Origin of the sequence: Hyphomonas sediminis, from assembly GCF_019679475.1 — a bacterium.
GTDB lineage: Bacteria > Pseudomonadota > Alphaproteobacteria > Caulobacterales > Hyphomonadaceae > Hyphomonas > Hyphomonas sediminis.
Window position 1 is genome coordinate 2,419,314 of sequence record NZ_JAIEZP010000001.1, and the last position, 18,727, is coordinate 2,438,040.

At 58.0% G+C, this 18,727-nt stretch carries 19 protein-coding genes; 8 read left to right on the forward strand and 11 right to left on the reverse strand.

Translation table 11 applies throughout. The features are described 5' to 3' along the window. Positions 1 to 164 precede the first annotated feature (164 nt). Positions 165 to 1,556: a hypothetical protein gene (locus K1X12_RS11975; protein ID WP_220987805.1), complete on the forward strand. Its 1,392-nt coding sequence runs from the start codon at positions 165 to 167 to the stop codon at positions 1,554 to 1,556. Between the two features lie 38 nt (positions 1,557 to 1,594). Here K1X12_RS11975 and K1X12_RS11980 read toward each other — a convergent pair whose 3' ends face one another. From K1X12_RS11980 to K1X12_RS11990, 3 genes are all read right to left on the reverse strand, one after another. Then, positions 1,595 to 1,783 carry a hypothetical protein gene (locus K1X12_RS11980; protein WP_220987806.1) on the reverse strand — a complete coding sequence of 63 codons (189 nt, stop codon included), beginning with the start codon at positions 1,781 to 1,783 and terminating at the stop codon, positions 1,595 to 1,597. Between the two features lie 83 nt (positions 1,784 to 1,866). Next, entirely contained in the window at positions 1,867 to 2,067 is a 201-nt protein-coding gene (locus K1X12_RS11985; RefSeq protein WP_220987807.1) for a hypothetical protein, read from the reverse strand. Positions 2,068 to 2,299: 232 nt separating this feature from the next. Next, positions 2,300 to 2,731, reverse strand: coding sequence for a DUF5681 domain-containing protein (locus tag K1X12_RS11990; RefSeq protein WP_220987808.1), 432 nt, complete (start codon positions 2,729 to 2,731; stop codon positions 2,300 to 2,302). A 54-nt stretch (positions 2,732 to 2,785) separates the two neighbouring features. Here K1X12_RS11990 and K1X12_RS11995 point away from each other — a divergent pair, with 54 nt between their 5' ends. The 3 genes from K1X12_RS11995 (at position 2,786) to K1X12_RS12005 (ending at position 4,172) form a co-directional block, all read left to right on the forward strand. Continuing rightward, positions 2,786 to 3,646 carry a hypothetical protein gene (locus tag K1X12_RS11995; protein ID WP_220987809.1) on the forward strand — a complete coding sequence of 287 codons (861 nt, stop codon included), beginning with the start codon at positions 2,786 to 2,788 and terminating at the stop codon, positions 3,644 to 3,646. A gap of 111 nt (positions 3,647 to 3,757) precedes the next feature. Next, a complete protein-coding gene (locus K1X12_RS12000; RefSeq protein WP_220987810.1) occupies positions 3,758 to 3,928 on the forward strand; it encodes a hypothetical protein in 171 nt (56 codons plus the stop codon). A gap of 4 nt (positions 3,929 to 3,932) precedes the next feature. Continuing rightward, positions 3,933 to 4,172 carry a hypothetical protein gene (locus tag K1X12_RS12005; protein WP_220987811.1) on the forward strand — a complete coding sequence of 80 codons (240 nt, stop codon included), beginning with the start codon at positions 3,933 to 3,935 and terminating at the stop codon, positions 4,170 to 4,172. Positions 4,173 to 4,247: 75 nt separating this feature from the next. On the opposite strand, the gene K1X12_RS12010 is transcribed toward K1X12_RS12005, so the two are convergent. From K1X12_RS12010 to K1X12_RS12040, 7 genes are all read right to left on the reverse strand, one after another. Continuing rightward, on the reverse strand, positions 4,248 to 4,805 hold the full coding sequence (locus K1X12_RS12010; RefSeq protein WP_220987812.1) for a hypothetical protein: 558 nt from the start codon (positions 4,803 to 4,805) through the stop codon (positions 4,248 to 4,250). 79 nt (positions 4,806 to 4,884) lie between these two features. Next, positions 4,885 to 5,169, reverse strand: a complete 285-nt coding sequence (locus tag K1X12_RS12015; protein WP_220987813.1) for a hypothetical protein — start codon at positions 5,167 to 5,169, stop codon at positions 4,885 to 4,887. Further along, entirely contained in the window at positions 5,166 to 6,665 is a 1,500-nt protein-coding gene (locus K1X12_RS12020; RefSeq protein WP_220987814.1) for a DUF3987 domain-containing protein, read from the reverse strand. Before K1X12_RS12020 ends, K1X12_RS12015 begins: the two co-directional genes overlap by 4 nt. Beyond that, a complete protein-coding gene (locus K1X12_RS12025) occupies positions 6,662 to 6,895 on the reverse strand; it encodes a hypothetical protein (RefSeq protein ID WP_220987815.1) in 234 nt (77 codons plus the stop codon). Before K1X12_RS12025 ends, K1X12_RS12020 begins: the two co-directional genes overlap by 4 nt. A gap of 281 nt (positions 6,896 to 7,176) precedes the next feature. Further along, positions 7,177 to 7,377 (reverse strand): helix-turn-helix transcriptional regulator, encoded by a 201-nt coding sequence (locus K1X12_RS12030; protein ID WP_220987816.1) that lies wholly within the window; start codon positions 7,375 to 7,377, stop codon positions 7,177 to 7,179. 116 nt (positions 7,378 to 7,493) lie between these two features. Then, positions 7,494 to 8,246 carry a hypothetical protein gene (locus tag K1X12_RS12035; RefSeq protein WP_220987817.1) on the reverse strand — a complete coding sequence of 251 codons (753 nt, stop codon included), beginning with the start codon at positions 8,244 to 8,246 and terminating at the stop codon, positions 7,494 to 7,496. Between the two features lie 25 nt (positions 8,247 to 8,271). After that, positions 8,272 to 9,480, reverse strand: coding sequence for a tyrosine-type recombinase/integrase (locus K1X12_RS12040; RefSeq protein WP_220987818.1), 1,209 nt, complete (start codon positions 9,478 to 9,480; stop codon positions 8,272 to 8,274). Positions 9,481 to 9,962: 482 nt separating this feature from the next. Between K1X12_RS12040 and K1X12_RS12045 the strand changes: the two genes are divergently transcribed. Then, positions 9,963 to 11,168 carry an amidase family protein gene (locus tag K1X12_RS12045; RefSeq protein ID WP_220987819.1) on the forward strand — a complete coding sequence of 402 codons (1,206 nt, stop codon included), beginning with the start codon at positions 9,963 to 9,965 and terminating at the stop codon, positions 11,166 to 11,168. A 103-nt stretch (positions 11,169 to 11,271) separates the two neighbouring features. Here the strand turns inward: K1X12_RS12045 and K1X12_RS12050 are convergent, their stop codons facing one another. Beyond that, positions 11,272 to 12,510, reverse strand: a complete 1,239-nt coding sequence (locus tag K1X12_RS12050) for an NADH:flavin oxidoreductase/NADH oxidase family protein (RefSeq protein ID WP_220987820.1) — start codon at positions 12,508 to 12,510, stop codon at positions 11,272 to 11,274. Positions 12,511 to 12,594: 84 nt separating this feature from the next. Between K1X12_RS12050 and K1X12_RS12055 the strand changes: the two genes are divergently transcribed. From K1X12_RS12055 to K1X12_RS12065, 3 genes are all read left to right on the forward strand, one after another. After that, entirely contained in the window at positions 12,595 to 13,107 is a 513-nt protein-coding gene (locus K1X12_RS12055; protein WP_220987821.1) for a MerR family transcriptional regulator, read from the forward strand. A 140-nt stretch (positions 13,108 to 13,247) separates the two neighbouring features. Then, positions 13,248 to 14,786: a PfaD family polyunsaturated fatty acid/polyketide biosynthesis protein gene (locus K1X12_RS12060; RefSeq protein WP_220987822.1), complete on the forward strand. Its 1,539-nt coding sequence runs from the start codon at positions 13,248 to 13,250 to the stop codon at positions 14,784 to 14,786. A gap of 5 nt (positions 14,787 to 14,791) precedes the next feature. Then, positions 14,792 to 18,727, forward strand: coding sequence for a type I polyketide synthase (locus tag K1X12_RS12065; RefSeq protein WP_220987823.1), 3,936 nt, complete (start codon positions 14,792 to 14,794; stop codon positions 18,725 to 18,727).

An 18,727-nucleotide genomic window follows, 5' to 3' on the forward strand; every position in this document is an offset into this window, starting at 1 on the left:
ACGGCTTTTAGTGGCGGGCGTGATGACCAGCCAACCTCGATCATGATGCTTCAACTTTAAACGCTGGCCTAGTCTATCAAAGCGTTTATTTGTTGTGGTGGGCGCAAGTGGCCACGCGTGGCAATCAGGATTTCCAGGGTTTGCGAAATGGCAGAGGTGGGCAAATGAGCTTTCGTCGTCAGAAATGGGGCAAGGCGCGCAATCCAAAAACGGTTGAGTATGCGTCCTACTTGGCGAGGTGCTCCGAAGACACAGCAGTCGCCTGGCTGCAAACGCATCGCCATTTATCCACCCAAGACCTTATCACCGAGCGCCATTTGCGCTGGAATTTCGACGATCAGCCCGAATGGGATCAACTGCTCGATGGCGTGCTTTACCTGCGGCGCAGCAAGGCTATCAATTCGGCGCTCGCGAGGTACGGCACCAGACCAATGTGCCAGCTTCTATTGAAGCGTCATCCTACGAAATCCGATACGATCAATCTCGCCGCAAACCCGTTTGGGCCCCACTGGGATTTAATTGATAGCAGCCACGACAAGGATGTCTTGAGGGCCGTCATTCAAAATCCCGCATTGTCGCTGGAAGCAATGGGCGTAACCCTCGATGCAAAACGGATTGGTTTTGGAGGGGACCGTAAGCAGCGCGGGCTCACACCTGACGAGATTGCACTGCGATTGTTCTTTCTGGGTGGAAATGAGCGTTTCATAGGTGCAGCGAGGGGCGCGCCTCAAAAAGAGGACTCTTCTCCAGAGTATATTGGCTTTCCTTGGGCGGATCTCAAAAAGCGGCTGGGTGAATTGATTATGGAGTTGCCAATTCAGGCCAACACCTGTGTCGCGCTGAGTGAAGCGCTTCAGCATTTCGGCGCAGGGCTGCATAACCAAATCAAGCTCGACGACCCCATCGCAGCAATCGAGCGATGGCGCTTCGATCCCCCCACAGGTTCGGTTATCGGCGAACTCGGTTCGTTTATGGGTCAGGAGGCATTTTCTTCCACCGTTATGACTGTGATCGCATCAGCAGCCATTCCAGGCACAAAGGAATGGATGCACACAGAACACCATGAAGCCTTTGGTGGCTTCTGTCACAATGTGCGCGCGCTCGGCTCATACGAGGGAATTTATCCGGAAGATCTTCTAACGGAACAATTTGAAGAACGGGTCAAGGCGTGGAAGGCAAAGGAAACAGAGGGGCACTCTTCAATGAGAGGTTCCCCAAATCCTTTGTGGTCAAATGAACATATGTGGATGACGCGGGAGCGGCGTCGCGTCGTTCGCCATTACACCGACTGGTATGGCGATTACGAAAGTCACCGCATTTTAGACCAACGGCTGGCGTATCTTTTGGAAAAGTATCCGCATGCAGAGCGAGAGCCTGTCGAAAACGAACATGTCGAAGCTCAACCCGAGCACAGCCTGCTAGGCTTACGGCAGGATCTGGGTATCCTCTATCAAAGAGTGAACGAGATTCAGAGGTCGCAGATTCCGAATTGGCTCGCCCTTTTGGGCTTCTTGGTCTTGGGTGGCCTGACGGCCGTACTAGCGATTGCCTTCTGACTTTTGCATTGAAGCACGCGGCATCCAAAGGCATTTCATCATTGATCGAAACTCAAGCCCCGATCCTCCAATTCGCGGAAAAGTACCGCCTCTTCGGCAGTGAAGCCACCTTCGCGGAACGCCTTGCATATGAGGCGCTCAAGCTCATACGTCGGAACCTCCGAGATGTCCGAATAGAACGCGGGCGTCTTGCGTTGCAGTCGGTCCAGTCTGCGCTTCAGCGTCATGACCTAAACCCATTTCGGAAATAAACTCGGCGCCGCTCCCGTTGCGGCCTTCGATTTGCACCTTTGCATACCCAAGACACCCCTCATCTCGTCAACCCAGAAAGCCAGATGCCATTTGCTTTAAGGAACGTCTCAATCTCCGGATCCAGCGGTCCTGATGCCTGAAGCTCTTTCGCCAGCCAGACGATGCGCGCCTCTAGCTCTTCATCTGACATGTGACTGTAGTCGCTCGCACCAGCCCGCGCCTTTGTCTCCAGACGGCGAATGCGTTGGAGTAGTGTCATAATCCGGCCGCTGTCCGCTCGACACGGCTCATGAATGCCGTTTCAGTTTCACCCTCTTCACGCACCATCCAAGTTCCCCTGTTAGGGCCTGAAACTATGCTCGCGCAGATAGGTCCCGCGACTTCAGAGCCGTGCCCAGATCGCGATACGCCCGTTCGTATGATGACTGACAATCCAGGCTCATTGACGCCCGCCATTTCCTCAAGTTGCCTCAGCCTTCGGTCTAAGCCCCTCATGGCTGGCGTTCCTCAAGAGCTTTCAAGCGGGCCTCCAGTTCGGTTGTCTCAAGCGTCTTCCGGTAGACCTCAACAAGCCCGGCAAGGCTGGTTGCCTCAGACGGCGCCAGGTCGCCGCTCGCCACGCTTGCCAGGATAGCGCCCATCGCCTCCGCTGCATTCTCTGCGCCTTCCATGGGCGGTAAAGTGAAGCGCACAGGCGCATCTTTGCGGGGCGGCGCCAACCGCTCCAGGCAAAGCCTCAGCGCAACCGTATCGCCAGCCAAAGCCATATCGATTGCTTTGCGGGTCAGCGCCTCCCCTTCCCCATCTATCAGCGCAAGGGCCGCCTGCGTGGCCTTGTGGCGGGCACCGCGCGGTTTGCCAGGGTTGCCCTTGGAGAAGGTGCCATCCGTTTTGCGTCCGTTTTTACGGTCTGGATCTGGCATGCGCGCTCACTGAAGCATATCGATACGATATGTATATCGCAGAAGGCCTTGAGTTTGAAGAGTGAAGTCTTCAGTCTGCCTGGCGCGGGAGGCTGGGTTAGCGCAATGAAAAGCTTAGGGCGGTTTTTTTGGAGCCCGGTTCGACCTTCAGAGAACTGGGCGCAGACACTTGTTAGGGTTGCGGGCAACCTTCTGCGCTGGGTCATTGGGCTACCGATAGTGGCCGGACTTATCGGCTGGGGAGTTTTCAGCTTCCACAGTTGGTGGAGTGATAGGCCGTACCGCCTCACCGGGCTTGAGGGTGTCGAGATCGGAATGACACCCACTGAGGTCACTTTGATTAAGGGTGCACCGCAACTAAATAGTTTTACTAGGAAAGATCCGCTTGGGCCTGCCAATTACTTTGATCAGTTCGATGAGGCAGATCCTGAAAGAGATCCCCTAATTACAAAAACAAATGAAGATCACTACACGGTCAATCGAAATACAGGCGAAGTTCGCAAAAGAGACAATCTGGGCACCTTCAGAAAGATCCGATCAGCGATTAATGCAGATGGAGATATTTTGATTAATGAAGGTGCGGGCTGGGTACCATTGCCGTCTAGTGCGGTCGAAAAGCACCAAGAGTCCTCAATTGAGGTGATGCGGTTCGACGACCTTGCTGTTTTTTTTGACCGCGATTCCGAGGGATCTTGGCATGTTTTCCGGATCTGTCTAACGGCCCCTCGGTATTATGATAAGGTGATTGGCGTATCTGGTTCAGATACGGAAGCACAGGTAGTCCGCCATCTTGGACAACCGGACTCGGTTAGCGTTGACGATGATGGCCTTGGAAAGCGGTCATCTTTTGAACGATACAATCTTCTCGTTCGGTTTGAAAAAGCCCGCGTAGCAGGTATTTGTGCAGGGGCATGATTCCCGCTTCCGCCTGCCAGCCACCTGCAATTTGTCCACGGTTTGCAGGCGTTGTTCACGGTGTGGCAGGGGGTCTATCCGTGATCCATTCGTTTCCCATAGGAGTCTCCTGTGCAGGCATTATTTTGGATTGGCATTCTGTTGACACTACTGGGCTTGATTGTTGCGATTTTTTATCTGCCGATCTGGGTGATCGTCTTACTCGGCTTAGGGATCGGCTGTTTAGCGGTTGCTGTCTGGGACGGCATCGCTGCCGAAAATCGATCCAAATTGAAAAGGTGATGCAATGACTAAGTGGCGCTGGTGGGACCACGCGGTCTTCTATTTTTTTAATTTCGGATTTTTCTGGCTGATCCCAGAGTCAGATGGCACGCTTTTGTTGCCATTGTGGATTTCCATTCCCTGGATCCTGCTAGGGGCCCTGCTTTGGTTTGGCTGCTGTGGCGGCTTTCGCTGGCTTGTTAAGCTAATCAAGGATAGCAGGGCCCGCTCGATGGAAGCGATAATCGACAGAACTTTTTTGTGAAGTATTTTGCTAGCTGATATAGCCCAGCAAACACTTGTGAGGCGGTTGAACGATTACCGCGGCTTTGGGGCCCTCCTAAAATACCTTTTTGTCTAACATGCGTTCAAATTCTTCGAGCGTCTTAAAGGTATCTTGGATCAAACATTCACCGCTCAATGTCACGACCGTCTTAAAGTCTTCATCGTATAGCTGCTCGCTTCGAATTGCTGCGAACTGAAGATTACGACGATCAATGTTTATTCCAATTCTTGTCTGCATGTTGGGGCTGACCCTGTATTGGTACTCTATGCGCATTGTTTGTTCGCTTAGACTTGCTAGCTCGATAGGTATCATAGCTCGGCTGCCAAATAGGGACCAAATTTCCCATCCCTGGCCTTCTCCAAAATAGAACTCATGAAAAAGGTTTGGCTCGGCCCGATCCTGACAATATAACCATTTTCCTTCGATGAAACTGAAATCAGATTGGGCTACCTCCTCATCAGCTAACGCAATAGGAGCAAGCAAAAAGAGCCCAACTACGACTGCAGTCCGAATATTCGTGAGAGGAGATTCAGAAAACATTTTATTATCTTTCCACTTTTTCCATTGCAGAACTGCTTTGAATCGCGCCGGATGTACCAAAGGCCATTTCAATTGAGAGAATAACCCTTTGACAGAGAAAAAGCTAACACTAGATCGCTTCGCCTAGGCGCGTGAAAGTGCCGCCCACAGATCACTTGTTTCGCCTTTCATCCAGCCTGATGATCTCAGCCGCCGCGCTCTCAGCCTTTGCGCGGGCCATCCCGCCATCATACTCCATGATCACAGCACGTTCCTGCCAGTCCATCCAGTCAGAGACGTGAGCATCCCGACAGGCGCACTTTTCTGCATCGTCCCCCGTGCCAAATAGGCCAAACGTGCCAATGGCGGTTTCAGGTTCCCCCATTGGCCTATTTGGCACGTTTGGCACGGGCGCATGGTCAGGAAAGTATTTGCGCGCAGCATCCCGCCAGCTCATGGCTTCCCCCCTGCATGCAAGACCGGGTTCACCTCAAGCACTTTCGCCCGCGTGCTTTTCCTGACAGCGCGGGCCCAGCCAGATTCGACAATCAGCTTCACCGCATCATCAAATAGTTTCGTGGCGTCCTTGCTCCTTGCGCCGGGGATCTCCCACTCGCGGCGAGCGTCCCTCACATTGAAGCTTGCCAGGCCCAGCTTCCGGCAATGCTGAAGGATCGCAGCGGCGATACTTTCCTCCGCTGACAGATCAGCGCCATGATAGACACGCCGGATTTGTGGGACGAAATAATCCTCCACCAGCGCCAGCGCCGCCGTGACGTGGATTTCTTCAATTGACGTTGGCAGTTCAGCCTCACCTTTCGAAAAGGCCCAGTCCATGATGTGAAGTACGCCAGCAAGGCGCGCGACATATCCAGGGAGTTTTCCGTATGCGCTACCGGCCTTACCCAGCTTGCCGACGCGTGCGCTATGATCCTTCCCATACCAATCGTCGAAGGCTTCAAAGGCGTTAGACGCTAAGGTGAGGGTCAAGCCGTATTCGCCGAACTTCTGGGCTGCAATGCGTTCAAGGGCCTCATCCATTTCATCGTGGAATGTGCCTTCCGGAATGCTCGCCGGTTTCACTGGGACCGGCCAGAATGGAAGCAGCCGCGCGGCAAACCCATCGTCATCGCCTGCCATGGTCAAAAGGCTGCGATAACGGTCTGGCTGAATGCCGCCCACAATCGAAAACCCGTGACGCTCAATTAACTTGCTCCCGTATTTCACCCGGTCAAGCTGGAATGGCCCTCCCATCCAAGCCTCCAGATAGAAGGGCCGATCAGAACCGGCACTGTAGCGCTCTAGGGCGCAGATAAGGCCCGTCAGCTCGTCACGCTCCACAAGCAGTCCTTGCGCGGCACTGGCCTCTACCGACGCTAATGCTTCGACGGTTGCATCGTTGACGAGGCAGCGTGGCGGCGAAAGCCGCAAAGCCTCCAGGCGCTCCAGCTCCAGCTTGTTCGCCGCTTTGTCTTCTTTCGCAGTACTGCCAGCCAGTGAATTTGCCTTCAGGTCAGCAATCATCTGGTCCGCCATGGCCTCATGGTCGGTCACCATTTTCTTCTGTATTGCAAACAGCCGTTTACGGATCGCCTTTGCGGCAGGTGTCTTGCCGGAACTTGGCGGACCGATGAGGGCTAGCCAGAGAATGAGGTCTTCATACCAGCTGCGGTTTATCCTGACTGACACCGACTTGCATACGAGGCCGGAAACTGCTGCGATCAACATCCCTGCAACATAGTCTGGCGGGGCGTTTGTCCCTTCCGCTGCCCGCCTGATGTATTCAGCTGCCTTTCCGAAGCATTCGAGCGGCAGGCAAGGCGCGTCAGCCATCGCGCCGCCGAGCACGCTCCAATCCGGCACAGGCCAAGCTTCATCGCCATTCGCATCAGACTGGCCGCTATAGTCACGCGCAGCACTTGCAGCCGCAGATTTCCTGTAAGCATCAATCATGGCGCGCCCCCAATCTGGGAGAGGGCAAAGCGTACGCGGTCTTCCGGAGACGCTCCTACCAGGCCAAGCTCATCGTCATCCACCAGCGCCACCATCTGCAGGCTGATCGCCCTGAAAGAAGCACGCATGCTCATTGGAAAGCGCGGATCATGCCGAAGCTCGAACAGGAGACCAATCGGCGGACCAAGCCATTCACGAATGCCGAAGTGGCCGGGAGGGTATTTATTCATATCCCCTCCTCCACACTCAGTCCTGCCAGTTCTGCGTAGAGCCGCGCCACAGAGGGTGTGACATTGCAGAGGCGTTGCACATGTAACACAGCGATTGGCCGGGCCCTGCGGTGAGCCGCGTCGGCCCATGCGAATAACGGAAGCGCCGTGCTAGCTTGATTGTCGTGGAGTTTTCTGTATCTTTTCCGTGTCATCTCTATCTCTCAAATGATTGGGATGGCGCGCCCGCAAAGACGCAATCGAGACCCGCTCCGTGTTCAGACGTGAGCGGGTTTCCACTTTCAGGGTTTCGTGTAGGTGATCCGGGCGTCTGGCTGGCTTGCTAGGTAATCTCGAAGCGACTCGTCCAGAACGACTGTGCGTGAGCCGATCTTTTTTGCCCGGATCTTGCCTTCGGCAATCAGCTCGTAAGTCTTGCTCGTTTTAAGACCCAGTATGTACGCGGCGTCGGGCACCGGGTGGGCGTAGCGGGGATGGCGCATTGGTTTCTCCATACGTGACCGCGCGGGATGAGGCGGCGACGGATGGACAATGATCAATTCGGGTGGGGTGGTGGTGGGGTTTCTCGCCTCGATTTTTGGTCCGAGAAACGACCCACCTAGAGATCTGGAATCAAACCGTCCACGAACTGCGCCGGATATGCTGCGTGCTTCCGGCACACTTCTTTCAGAACGCCTGACAAATCCTGCATATCCCTTTTGCCAAAGGCCAAAGTCACCATGCGCTCGTAAAAGTCCATGAACGCGGTGGGTGCTTTATGGCGAGCATCGCTCGGAAAGTTGTTAGCAGTGGGGCTGTCTCCGAATGCGGCTTCGAATACAGTGGCGAGATACAAGCCACGCTCAACTCGAAGCTGCCTCAGTTCAGACCTCTTCCATGCACCCTTCTGCTTTTGGACATTCTTGGCGGCATTGCGAAGGAAGGTCGCTACCCAATCGAGTTCATTTACTGCTGCGTTGTACCTATCGATAAGCCCCGGATTGCCGATTATCATTCCGTTTTCATCATACTGGTCGCTTTCATCACCCCACGCATAATGCCAGAGGTATGCATCGACCGGCCATTCGATCTCAAAGAGTTTCTGCCAAGTTGACTGGGCGTCATTGGCTAGCTGTAGCAACTTTTTCTGAATGTCTGCATTCGACATTCGGTCGGGACTATCTGAGGGATTCGGTATTGAGATGCTGAGGGCGCGCCTTGTTGCCATCGCCAGCCATGCCAAGGATCGTCCTTCAGCAAGTTCCAGACGGAACCCGGCAAGCGCGTCTGACACGGCTTCCTCAGTCATCTGCGGAAGTTCCACTTCACCGGAAAGAAAGGAGGCGAACTCGTCCTTGTCAGCAAAGCTCATGGCAGCACCTTTCGAGATTTAGCGCTCATGGTCGTTGGAGGCGTACGACATTGGTGGGGACACTTTGGTCACAGTAATCCGCCCACGCCTGCATAAGCGCCCGCCGCTTTTCCAGGGCATCACCGCGCCGGTAAGCCCGCTCAGTTTCGTCACCCACCTTATGGGCAAGCGCCATCTCGGCGACGTCGCGGGCAAAGTTCGTTGACTCTCCAGCCCAGTCCCGGAGCGTGCTCCGGAAGCCGTGAATGGTCCACTCGCCAGCGCCCATGCGGCCCATAAGGTTGCGGATTGCAGCCTCGGATACAAAGCCTTCGCCGCCCATCTTTGGGAAGACGAATATGTCATCATCGCTTTTAAGTTCATGGAGGGGCTCAAGGACGGCCATGGCGGCATCGCTCAGAGGCACGCGGTGCGCCTTGTTCGCTTTCATGCGCTCGCCGGGTATTGTCCAGACGCGGGCTTCCAGATCAATCTCAGACCATAGTGCGCCCCGCCCTTCCGTAGACCTGGTGCCGGTCAGGATAAGGAACTCCAGCGCCCGGGCGCTCAGGGCGTCGCGTCCGCGCAACTCCGCCATGAACCCCGGCAGCGCTTCAAAGGGCATGGCTGCATGATGCTGTACCGGCTTTTTCTGGTCAGGCAGGATTGCCTTCAGGTGGCCGCGCCAGCGCGCTGGATTCTCCCCCGTTCGCAGGCCCTTGGCCTTGGCTGCGTCCAGAATGCGTTCAATGCGCCCTCGCACGCGGCGAGCGGTTTCCCGCTTGGTGGTCCAGATGGGCTGCAGCACTTCGAGAACGTGCGCCGTTTCTATGGCGTCAATCGGCTTATCCTTCAGCGGCTTGGCGTAGGCTTCCAGTGTGTTGCGCCATTGCTGTCGGTGCTTGGCATTGCGGAAGTCATCCAGATTGGAAGAAAGCCATTGCTCGGCAAACTCCCCGAATGTGGTGGGCTCGCCCTCCTCCGCCTTTAGCGCCTCCACGGGATCTTTTGGCGGCAGCTCGGCAAGCGCAGACCTTCCCAGTTCCGCCCTGCGGCGTGCCTCGGCGAGCGTGACGGCTGGGTAAGGCCCCAAACCAATCTCAGGGCGTTTGCCCTGCCAGCGATACCGGAACAACCAGGACCTGCCGCCCTTGCCGGAGACCTGAAGGTAAAGTCCGCCACCATCCGCCAGCATCTGCTTTCCCTTGGCAGCATCGATCTTCTTTGTTGTGAGCTTGTCGATGGTTCGCGCCATGCTGATGCCTTCCGCTATGGCGAATGGCTACCCATCCACCTACCCATCCTGTATACGCGGGTATGGGTGGTTTGTCGTGGAAAATGGTGGAAGGATTGCATCTAATTCACTGAATAAACAGTGGGTATTGCGGTTGGACATGGTAGGCTGCGGAAACACGTATTGCGGACTCCTCCTCCGCCAGCTCGCGCCTATTGCCCTCTGTAACGCATTATAGTCGCCGATCACCGCATTCCGCCGGGCGGGATAGCAAGCCGCAGTTTCTACGCTACACGCCTGACAAATATTGGGAATCAGGCTGCTCGCTTCTGCCCCCTTGGCGGCCGTTGATCGTCATGAATGGTGTCCCTTGAAGCAGGCGCTTGGGACGCTGAACCTGCCTCAGATTTTGGGAAATTGTGACGGACGAGCGTAATCATCTCGACCCGTCGGTGTAGAACTGCTCGAAAATCCGTTCAGATTCGCGCCAGGAAATAGACTAGATGCCTAACCCTCCAACAGATCAGTCCGGCGGACTGGTCGAACAGCTTGACCTCGCCCCCGTACGGAACGGCCCACTGAATGGGCTTAGCTTCACCGTGAAGGACAACATCGACCTTGCGGGATATAAGACTTCCTATGGAAGCCCTGCTTGGCGGGATGCTCATCCCACACCTGTTCACAACGCCCTTTGTGTTGATCAACTGCTTGGAGCTGGTGCGCGGTGCGTCGGCAAGGTCGTGGCGGATGAGTTCACGTATAGCCTCGACGGAGAGAGCTTCTATTTTGGCACGCCGCGCAACGCGAAAGCGCCAGATCGCGTCCCCGGCGGCTCGTCCAGCGGCTCGGCTGCTTCCGTCGCCAATGGTCTTGCGGATTTCTCTCTTTGCACGGACGCGGGAGGTTCGGTCCGTGTCCCGGCAAGCCTTTGCGGTCTTTGGGGGATGCGTCCCTCCCTTCATCGGATTTCCGAAGCCGGCGTTTTGCCGTTCCAGCCCAGCGTCAGCACCGTAGGCCTGCTGGCGGATCGGTTCGACGTGCTCGATGCAGCGATGCGTGTCTTGCTGAACGCACCCACTTCGCCGATGTCCGCTCCACGGCGTATTCTCGTCTTGCAGGAAGCGTTGGAGATCGCGGATGCCGCCGTTCGCGACGAAGTTGGCGGCGCATTGGATCGAATAACAGAACATACCGGCATCGTGGTTGAGCCGGTAAGATTTTCCGAGATCGCCGGGGAAGCGTGCGAGCTGAAGGTCTGCAACCTGAATGGATTGCGCGATCTGCAGACCGCGGAATTCCAGAGCACGGTGGGCAACTGGATCGAAGCCTGCAAGCCCGAACTCGGCTTCACGTTCTCGATGGCCTACGGAAATGTCCAGAGGTTCGACCGCATAGCGGCGCTAGACAACATGGCGAGGTGTGAAAGCCTCTTCAGGCAGATCAACGCCTTCTTCACCCCGGAAACGGTGATCTGCTTCCCAACGACGCCGAAAATCGCTCCCCGGAAAGGGTCCCTGAACACGCTCGAAGCGGTGATGGACTTCTATGATCCGACGATGACCATCACCGCGTTTTCCGGTGTGGCGCGCTTGCCGGAAGTCTCTGCCCCGGTGATGACAGTGGATGATTGTCCGGTCGGCCTATCCATCGTCGCGGGTCACTACCAGGACGAGTTTCTATTGAGCGCAGTAAAGCGAATGATCAGTTGATCTATCATGGAAATCCTGTGCGTCGCATTCAAATCGGCGGCGCTGATTTCCCGAGGAAACTCGGCCGCAAACGCCGGCGCAGAAGTCTGAATTTCGCCCGCGCCTATTGTTCTGTCCGGCGCGATACCATCCAGCTGCGATAGGCCTTGGCCTGACTGCGTGCGCCAATCTGCGAGGAAATCAGCGCCCAAAGAGGCGACACGTTCCGGTTCGTGGACCGGTCTCGGCTTAGGCGTGTGAGTTGGTATTTAACGGCGGCCATATGCGCCGATGATGCCAGCGCTTTGTTTTTCCAGGTAATCGGCTTGAGAGCGGGCGCGTTCTTCGCGCCTGCTTGCCATTTTATGGGCAGATCCGGCTCGATCGCCAGGGCTGTTGCAATACCTGCAATGGCAATGCCGCTGTCCAATACTTGCTGCGCCACTTCGGGGCGCCGGATGCCCCCGGTAACCATAAGCGGCATCGGCGCGACCTTCGCTATGTCCTTCGCAAACTCAAGGAAATATGCCTCCCGGGCCAGCGTCCGCTCATCACGCGAGCTTCCCATCATTGCGGGCGCCTCGTAACTGCCTCCTGAAAGTTCAACCAGATCAACACCGAGCGACCCAAGCATTCCGACAACTTGCTGCGCATCTTCCGGAGAGAAGCCACCTCTCTGGAAGTCAGCTGAGTTGAGCTTCACTGAAACGCAAAATCCTGATGAGACCGCCGCCCGAACTCGCTCGACTATCTGAACGAGAAGCCGCGCGCGATTCTCAAGGCTCCCGCCCCATTTATCCTGTCGCATATTGGACAAGGTAGAGAGAAACTGGCTCACAAGATACCCATGTGCTGCGTGGATCTGGACGCCGTCAAACCCCGCCTGCTCTGCCAGCTCTGCTGTGCGGACAAACCGGCGGATGACATCTTCAATGTCTGCCTCTGTCATTTCTCTCGGAATGGGGAACTGGCTCGACAGCGCGCCAAGATCGAGCGCAATCGCTGACGGCGCAAGCGTCTCCTGCCCCAAGGCTCCAGGCATCTGCCGACCCGGATGATTTATCTGCATCCAGACCTGCGCCCCACCAGACTTGGAGACCACCGCCCACTTTCTGAAGCGTTCGATAAAACGGTCATCCTCCAGCACAGCGCCGCCAGGACCGGTCATTGCGTGGGCGTCTACCATTACATTGCCTGTGATGATGAGCCCGGCCCCGCCAGATGCCCAGGCCTCATAAAGACGGAATAGTTCAGCAGACGGCGCATGGTCCGTGTCCGCCATGTTCTCTTCCATTGCCGCCTTCCCAATACGGTTTGGAATCGTGGCCCCCGAGCGCAACACCAGCGGAGAAAACAAAGACATCCTGAAGCTCCGATTGCTCAATTTCTCAAAGTCTAACCTTTAAGCTAAGTTGAGGGTCAAGCGCATTCATATGTGGAGGATCAGATGCAGATCGGTGAACTCGCCAAGCGCAGCGGCATCACTCATTCCCGCATCCGCTTCTATGAAAGCATCGGCCTTCTGAAATCCGTTTCACGGCGCTCGAATGGCTACAGGAGTTACCCTCCCGAAGCGCTTTTGTTGCTAGACTTGATCGCCAGCGCTCAGAAAGCCGGCTTCAGTCTCGATGAGATAAAGTCGCTTATCCCTCCCGATCTTCAGAATTGGGAACATGATGCCCTGATTGGCGCCCTCAAAAGAAAGATTTCCGAGATTGAGGCGCTTCAGGCGCGCCTGGCTCGCAGTAAATTTCATCTGATGGGGCTCATTCGGGAAATCGAAGCAAAGTCAGAAGGGCTCGACTGCTCGGAGAACGCGTCGCGCCTGATTGCGCGAATGCAGGGCGACAAGCGCAGCCAGCAAGATTTGGCGCCCAAAGCAGACATGGTTACCAAAAGGAAAAGGCCCCGCCTTCAATTGAGGCAACCAGCGTCCGCCGCCACCAAAAAATTCCCATAATGGTAGAATTCTCGAGTCAGATACAAGAAACGCATCCGGTAACTTTAGTTTCCGGTTGAGTCCCTCCGCCCATCGCCTCTAAGACTATTCGCGGGCAGAGGATCGATTCCTCTGAATTTCGGCCAGAAGGGCGGGAACTTGTGACAGAACTGCTACGGAAAGCCGTTGAGGCGCCGCGCGAGCGCGCCTGGATTTCCATCAGCTCAACCGGCGTTCCGGAAGTCGTCTCTGTCGGTACGGAGACACAAGGTAAATCCGCAACAGCGACTTTGCCGCCCGTCTATCCAGAGTGGCTGGGTGACCGTTCTTTCGCCGCCGATCACGGCGCTCGTTTCTGCTATGTTGCAGGCGAAATGGCACGCGGCATTGCCACGCCGAAAATGGTCATTGAAGCAGCGCGCGCAGGCTGCGTCGGCTTCTACGGAAGCGCTGGTCTTGCAATCCCTGAAATCAAATCCGGCGTCGAAGAAATCAAATCGGCTCTGGGTGATCAGGCGAAGAACTGGGGGGCCAACCTCATCCACTCTCCGCAGGAGCCCGGTCAGGAAAAGGCGGTTATTGACCTCTTCCTTGGTCACAAGGTTTCCCGGGTTTCGGTTTCTGCCTTCATGCGCCTGACGGCTGAAGTGGTGCGCTATACCGCGCTGGGCCTTTCCCGTTCCGTCGATGGCGCCATCCTGCGGTCCAACCACGTATTCGCCAAAGTTTCGCGCGCAGAAGTGGCGGAAGCGTTCATGGCGCCCGCGCCGGAGAAAATCCTGAAGGCCCTCGTCGCGGAGGGCGCCATCTCTGCCGAGCAGGCTGATCTTGCGGTGAAGGTGCCGGTGGCCGCAGATATCACGGCAGAAGCAGACTCCGGGGGCCATACGGACAACCGCCCGGCATTCACGCTCTTCAGCTCCCTTGCCGCCGCGCGCGCGCGCGTTTCCCTGCGCCACAGCATTCCCGAAAGCAGCATTCGCATCGGTTTGGCCGGCGGGATCGCGACACCGCAATCTGTCGCTGCCGCCTTTCAGATGGGCGCCGCCTATGTGCTGACCGGTTCCATCAATCAGAGCACTGTCGAATCTGGCCTTGCCCTGCCCGGTCGCAAGCTTCTGGCAAATGCTGGTCCGGCGGATGTAGCAATGGCTCCAGCTGCAGATATGTTCGAACAAGGCGTCCAGGTTCAGGTGCTGAAGCGCGGTACACTCTTCGCCATGCGCGGCAAGAAACTGCATGCCTTCTATCGCAGCGGCGCTTCTTATGAGACATTGCCGGTCGAGGACCGCAAATGGCTTGATGACGTTCTAGGCGAACCCTTTGAAGCAGCCTGGGATGCAACGCGCAGCTATATCCAGCGCGTAAATCCTGTAGAAGCGGCTCGCGCCGACAAGGATGGCAATAAGCGGCTCGCTTTGGTCGCGAGGCGCTACCTGTTCATGGGCGCCCAATGGGCACGCGAGGGCGCAGATGGCCGCGCCGCCGATTACCAGATCTGGTGCGGCCCCGCGATGGGGGCATTCAATGAATGGGTCGCCGGCAGTTTTCTGGAGCCCGTTGAGGCGCGCACCGTTCGCCAGATCGCACTGAACCTGATGGAAGGCGCTGCGCGGGTAACCAGAGCCGCACAGCTCAGATCCACTGGTATTGCCGTACCCGCAGAACTGTTTTCCTACCGCCCCGTGGCCTTTGAGTGAAGTTTATGGCTGAGACGCGTAAATCCGGACCCGCAATTCCCGCAACGCCGATTGCCATCGTCGGCATGGGCGCAATCTTCCCCGGTCGGGGAGATACGACCGGCTTTTGGCGCGATATCTTTGAAGGCCGCGACCTGCTCAGCGATACGCCGCCAACGCATTGGCTGCTTGAGGACTATTACGACGCCAATCCCCTGACGCCGGACCGCACTTACGGCCGGCGTGGCGGCTTCCTGTCGCCGGTCGCTTTCGATCCAATGGCGTTCGGCATCCCGCCTGCTGCTCTTCAGACCACGGACACAGCGCAACTCCTCGCCCTCATCGCCGCAAAGATGACGCTGGATGATGCCGAGCGAGACAGCAATGGCCGCATTGACCGCTCACGAACAAGTGTTGTCCTCGGTGTTGCGTCTGCCACCGAACTGACAGCCCACATGGCTGGCCGTCTCCAACGCCCGGCCTGGGTCAATGCCATGCGCCAGGCCGGTCTCCCGGAAGATCAGGTTCAGGACATCGCCCGGCGCATTGAAAGCCATTACGCCGAGTGGAAGGAAAGCACCTTCCCCGGCCTGCTGGGCAATGTCGTCGCCGGACGTATTGCCAACCGCCTCGACCTTGGCGGCAGCAACTACGTTACCGACGCAGCCTGCGCCTCCAGTCTCTCCGCGCTCCAGATCGCCATGCACGAATTGCGCGCTGGCGATTCTGACATGGTGCTCACCGGCGGTGTCGACGCGTTGAACGACATTCTGATGTTCATGTGCTTCTCCAAGACGCCGGCACTCTCGCCGACCGGAGATTGCCGTCCCTTCTCCAACGCCTCGGACGGCACCATGCTGGGCGAAGGCATCGGCATGCTGGCGTTGCGCCGCCTTGAAGATGCAGAGCGTGATGGCAACACGATCCACGCCGTCATCTGTGGCCTTGGTGGCGCGTCTGATGGCAAGGGCACTGCCATCTACACGCCCCTGCCCGCTGGACAGGCCCGCGCCCTGCGGCACACTTACGAGCAGGCGGGCTATGGTCCGGAAACGGTCGATCTCGTCGAAGCCCATGGCACAGGCACCAAGGCGGGCGACAAGGCAGAGATTGAAGGCCTGCACCTCGTCTTTGGCGAGAAGGCAGTCGCTGGGGGTCCCTGGTGCGCCGTTGGCTCGGTCAAATCTCAGATCGGCCACACCAAAGCCGCCGCAGGCTCGGCCAGCTTGCTCAAGGCAGTCGAAGCACTGCGCCGCAAAGTCCTTCCGCCCACGATCAAGATCGAAGAGCCTGCCGACGCCATCCGCGACAGCAACTGTTTCTATGTAAACACCGAAGCACGCCCCTGGATCACGCCGGGCAATCGCCCCCGCCGCGCTTCTGTCAGTTCCTTCGGCTTCGGCGGCAGCAACTTCCACGTCACGCTTGAGGAATACACCGGCCCTAACGCCGCAAAACCGGCGCGTGTCTTCCCGGCGGAACTGTTCCTCTACAATGCAAACTCTCCGGCAGAACTGGCGGATAGTCTCGCCGCAGCCGCGACAGCGCCGCTCACCGAAGACGCCTTCGCCGCGGCTTCAGAATCCACCCTCAAACGCTTCAGCGCTGACGCGCCCGTGCGCGCTGCCATTGCCGCCACGTCGCCTGAAGACTTTGCAGCCAAGGCACAGCGCCTCGCCGCTCAAATCTCGGATGGCTCGGCGGGCCGCGCACCCTTGCCACAAGGTTGCAATCTGTCGCTGGCGCCCTCCGCGCCGAGCAAGATCGCGTTCCTGTTCTCGGGGCAAGGCAGTCAGTATACGGGCATGGGGGCGGACCTTGCGATGGCGCTCCCCGCCGCTCGCGCTGCCTGGGATCTTGCCGCCAGCCATCCGGTCACCGGCGCGCTGAAGCTGCATCGGCTAGCGTTCCCGCCATCGGCATTCGATCAGGTCGAGTTTGGCAATCAGACGCGTCGTCTCACGGCGATGGAACATGCCCAGCCCGCCATTGCGACCGTCGCGCTGTCCCATCTCGCGCTCATCCAAAGCATTGGCCTTGAAGCGGACATGACCGGCGGCCACTCCTTCGGCGAAATCATGGCCCTTCACTATGGTGGCGCCTTTGACGCGGAAACTGCGCTCACCATTGCCGCCGCGCGCGGCCGGGCCATGGCGGACGCCGCCGCCTCCAATGAAGGCGCCATGCTGGCGGTCCAGTGCGAAGCGAGCGCCATACGTAGCCTCGTCGATCAGGTCGGCGGCGATCTCGTGATCGCCAATGACAACGGCCCCAGCCAGGTTGTTCTCTCCGGCCCAGTCGCCGCGATCCAGAAAGCCGAAACGCTGATCTCCGAGCGTGGCATCAAGGCCCGCCGCCTCCCAGTGGCAACCGCCTTCCATTCCAGCGTCGTCAGCCCGGCAGTCTATCCGTTCAGGGAGGTTCTGAGCGGCCTCAAGATCAAGAAGCCGCGCCTTACGGTTTACGCCAACGCCACTGCTGCGCCCTACAAAGCGAAGGCAGCGGACCTCTCCGGCGAAATCGCCTCCCAGGTCGCCACGCCCGTCCGTTTCCGGGAAGAGGTTGAAGCGATGTATGCCGCCGGCGCGCGCATCTTCGTTGAGATCGGTCCCGGCAATGTCGTCAGCGGCCTCGTTGCCGATACGCTGGGCGACAGGGACTATCTCGCTGTCCCGCTGGACAACAAGCGCGTCAACGGCGTCACGCAATTCCTCTCGGCGCTCGGCGCGCTCAGCGTGGCCGGTCTCTCGCTCGACTTCGATGCCCTTCTGGCTGACGCGCCGGCGCCAACGCCAAAGCCAGCGCCGTCACGTCACGCCGTGATGCTGACCGGCGCGAACCATGACCGGCCCTACCCGCCCAAAGAAGGCGCGGCGGGCCGCACGCCGCCAAATCCTATCGGCAGCAAGTCTGCCGCCGCACCTCAACAGTCCCCCACCGCCTCCCAGCCAGTCGCCGCCGCTTATCCAGAAAGGATCTCGCCTCCCATGCCCGATCTGCCCCGAACGCCCGATCCTGCATCCCAATATCCGGCAGAGCATACTGAATATGCGGCGCCCGCCAGCGCGGTGGAGCGCATTTGGCAAGAAGTTTCCCAGCGCCATCAGGATTATCTGCAAACGACCGCAGCTGCGCACACGGCCTATCTCAACGCCGCCGCGTCGATCCTGGGCAGCGCCCGTATCGTCGCTGCGCCTGTGGCAACTCCAGCCCTTCCGCCGCCGCGCCCCGTCGCTGCGCCCGCCCCATCTCAAGCCCCCATCGTTGCGAACGCACCGGCGTCCAGGCCTGCTGCAGCACCCGCCCCCGCTGCCGCCAAGCCCTACACAAACGGCCACGCCGCTCCCGCGCCGGCGCCCATCGTAAATGTAGCGCCGATGCCTGCGCCGCAGTCCGCCACAAAAGCCGTAAGCCATGCCGATCCCATCGCCATTGTGCGCGCAATTATTTCGGAGAAGACTGGTTACCCCGAAGACATGCTCGAGCCCGACATGGACCTGGAAGGCGAACTCGGCGTCGACTCCATCAAACAGGTCGAAATCCTCTCCACGCTGCGTGACCGTATGCCGGAACTGCCGGAGATCGAGCCCGAAAAGCTGGTGGAACTGAGAACCATCTCGGCAATTGCCGCGATGATCTCCGGCTCGTCGCCTGCGCCGCAAAAGCCGGTCACCACATCAGCGCCAATGCCACAGGCCGCACCAGTCGCTGCGCCCGCCCAGGTCAACGGAAGCGGCGTCTCCGCCGATGTTGTCCGTGCGCTGATCGCAGAGAAAACGGGTTACCCGACGGACATGCTTGAGGACGATATGGACCTTGAGGGCGAACTCGGCGTCGACTCCATCAAACAGGTCGAGATCCTATCGGCACTCCGCGACCGCTTCCCTTCCCTCCCGGAGGTTGATCCGGAAGACATCGCAGAGCTGCGCTCCATTCGGAAGATCGCCGATTTTTTTGCCTGA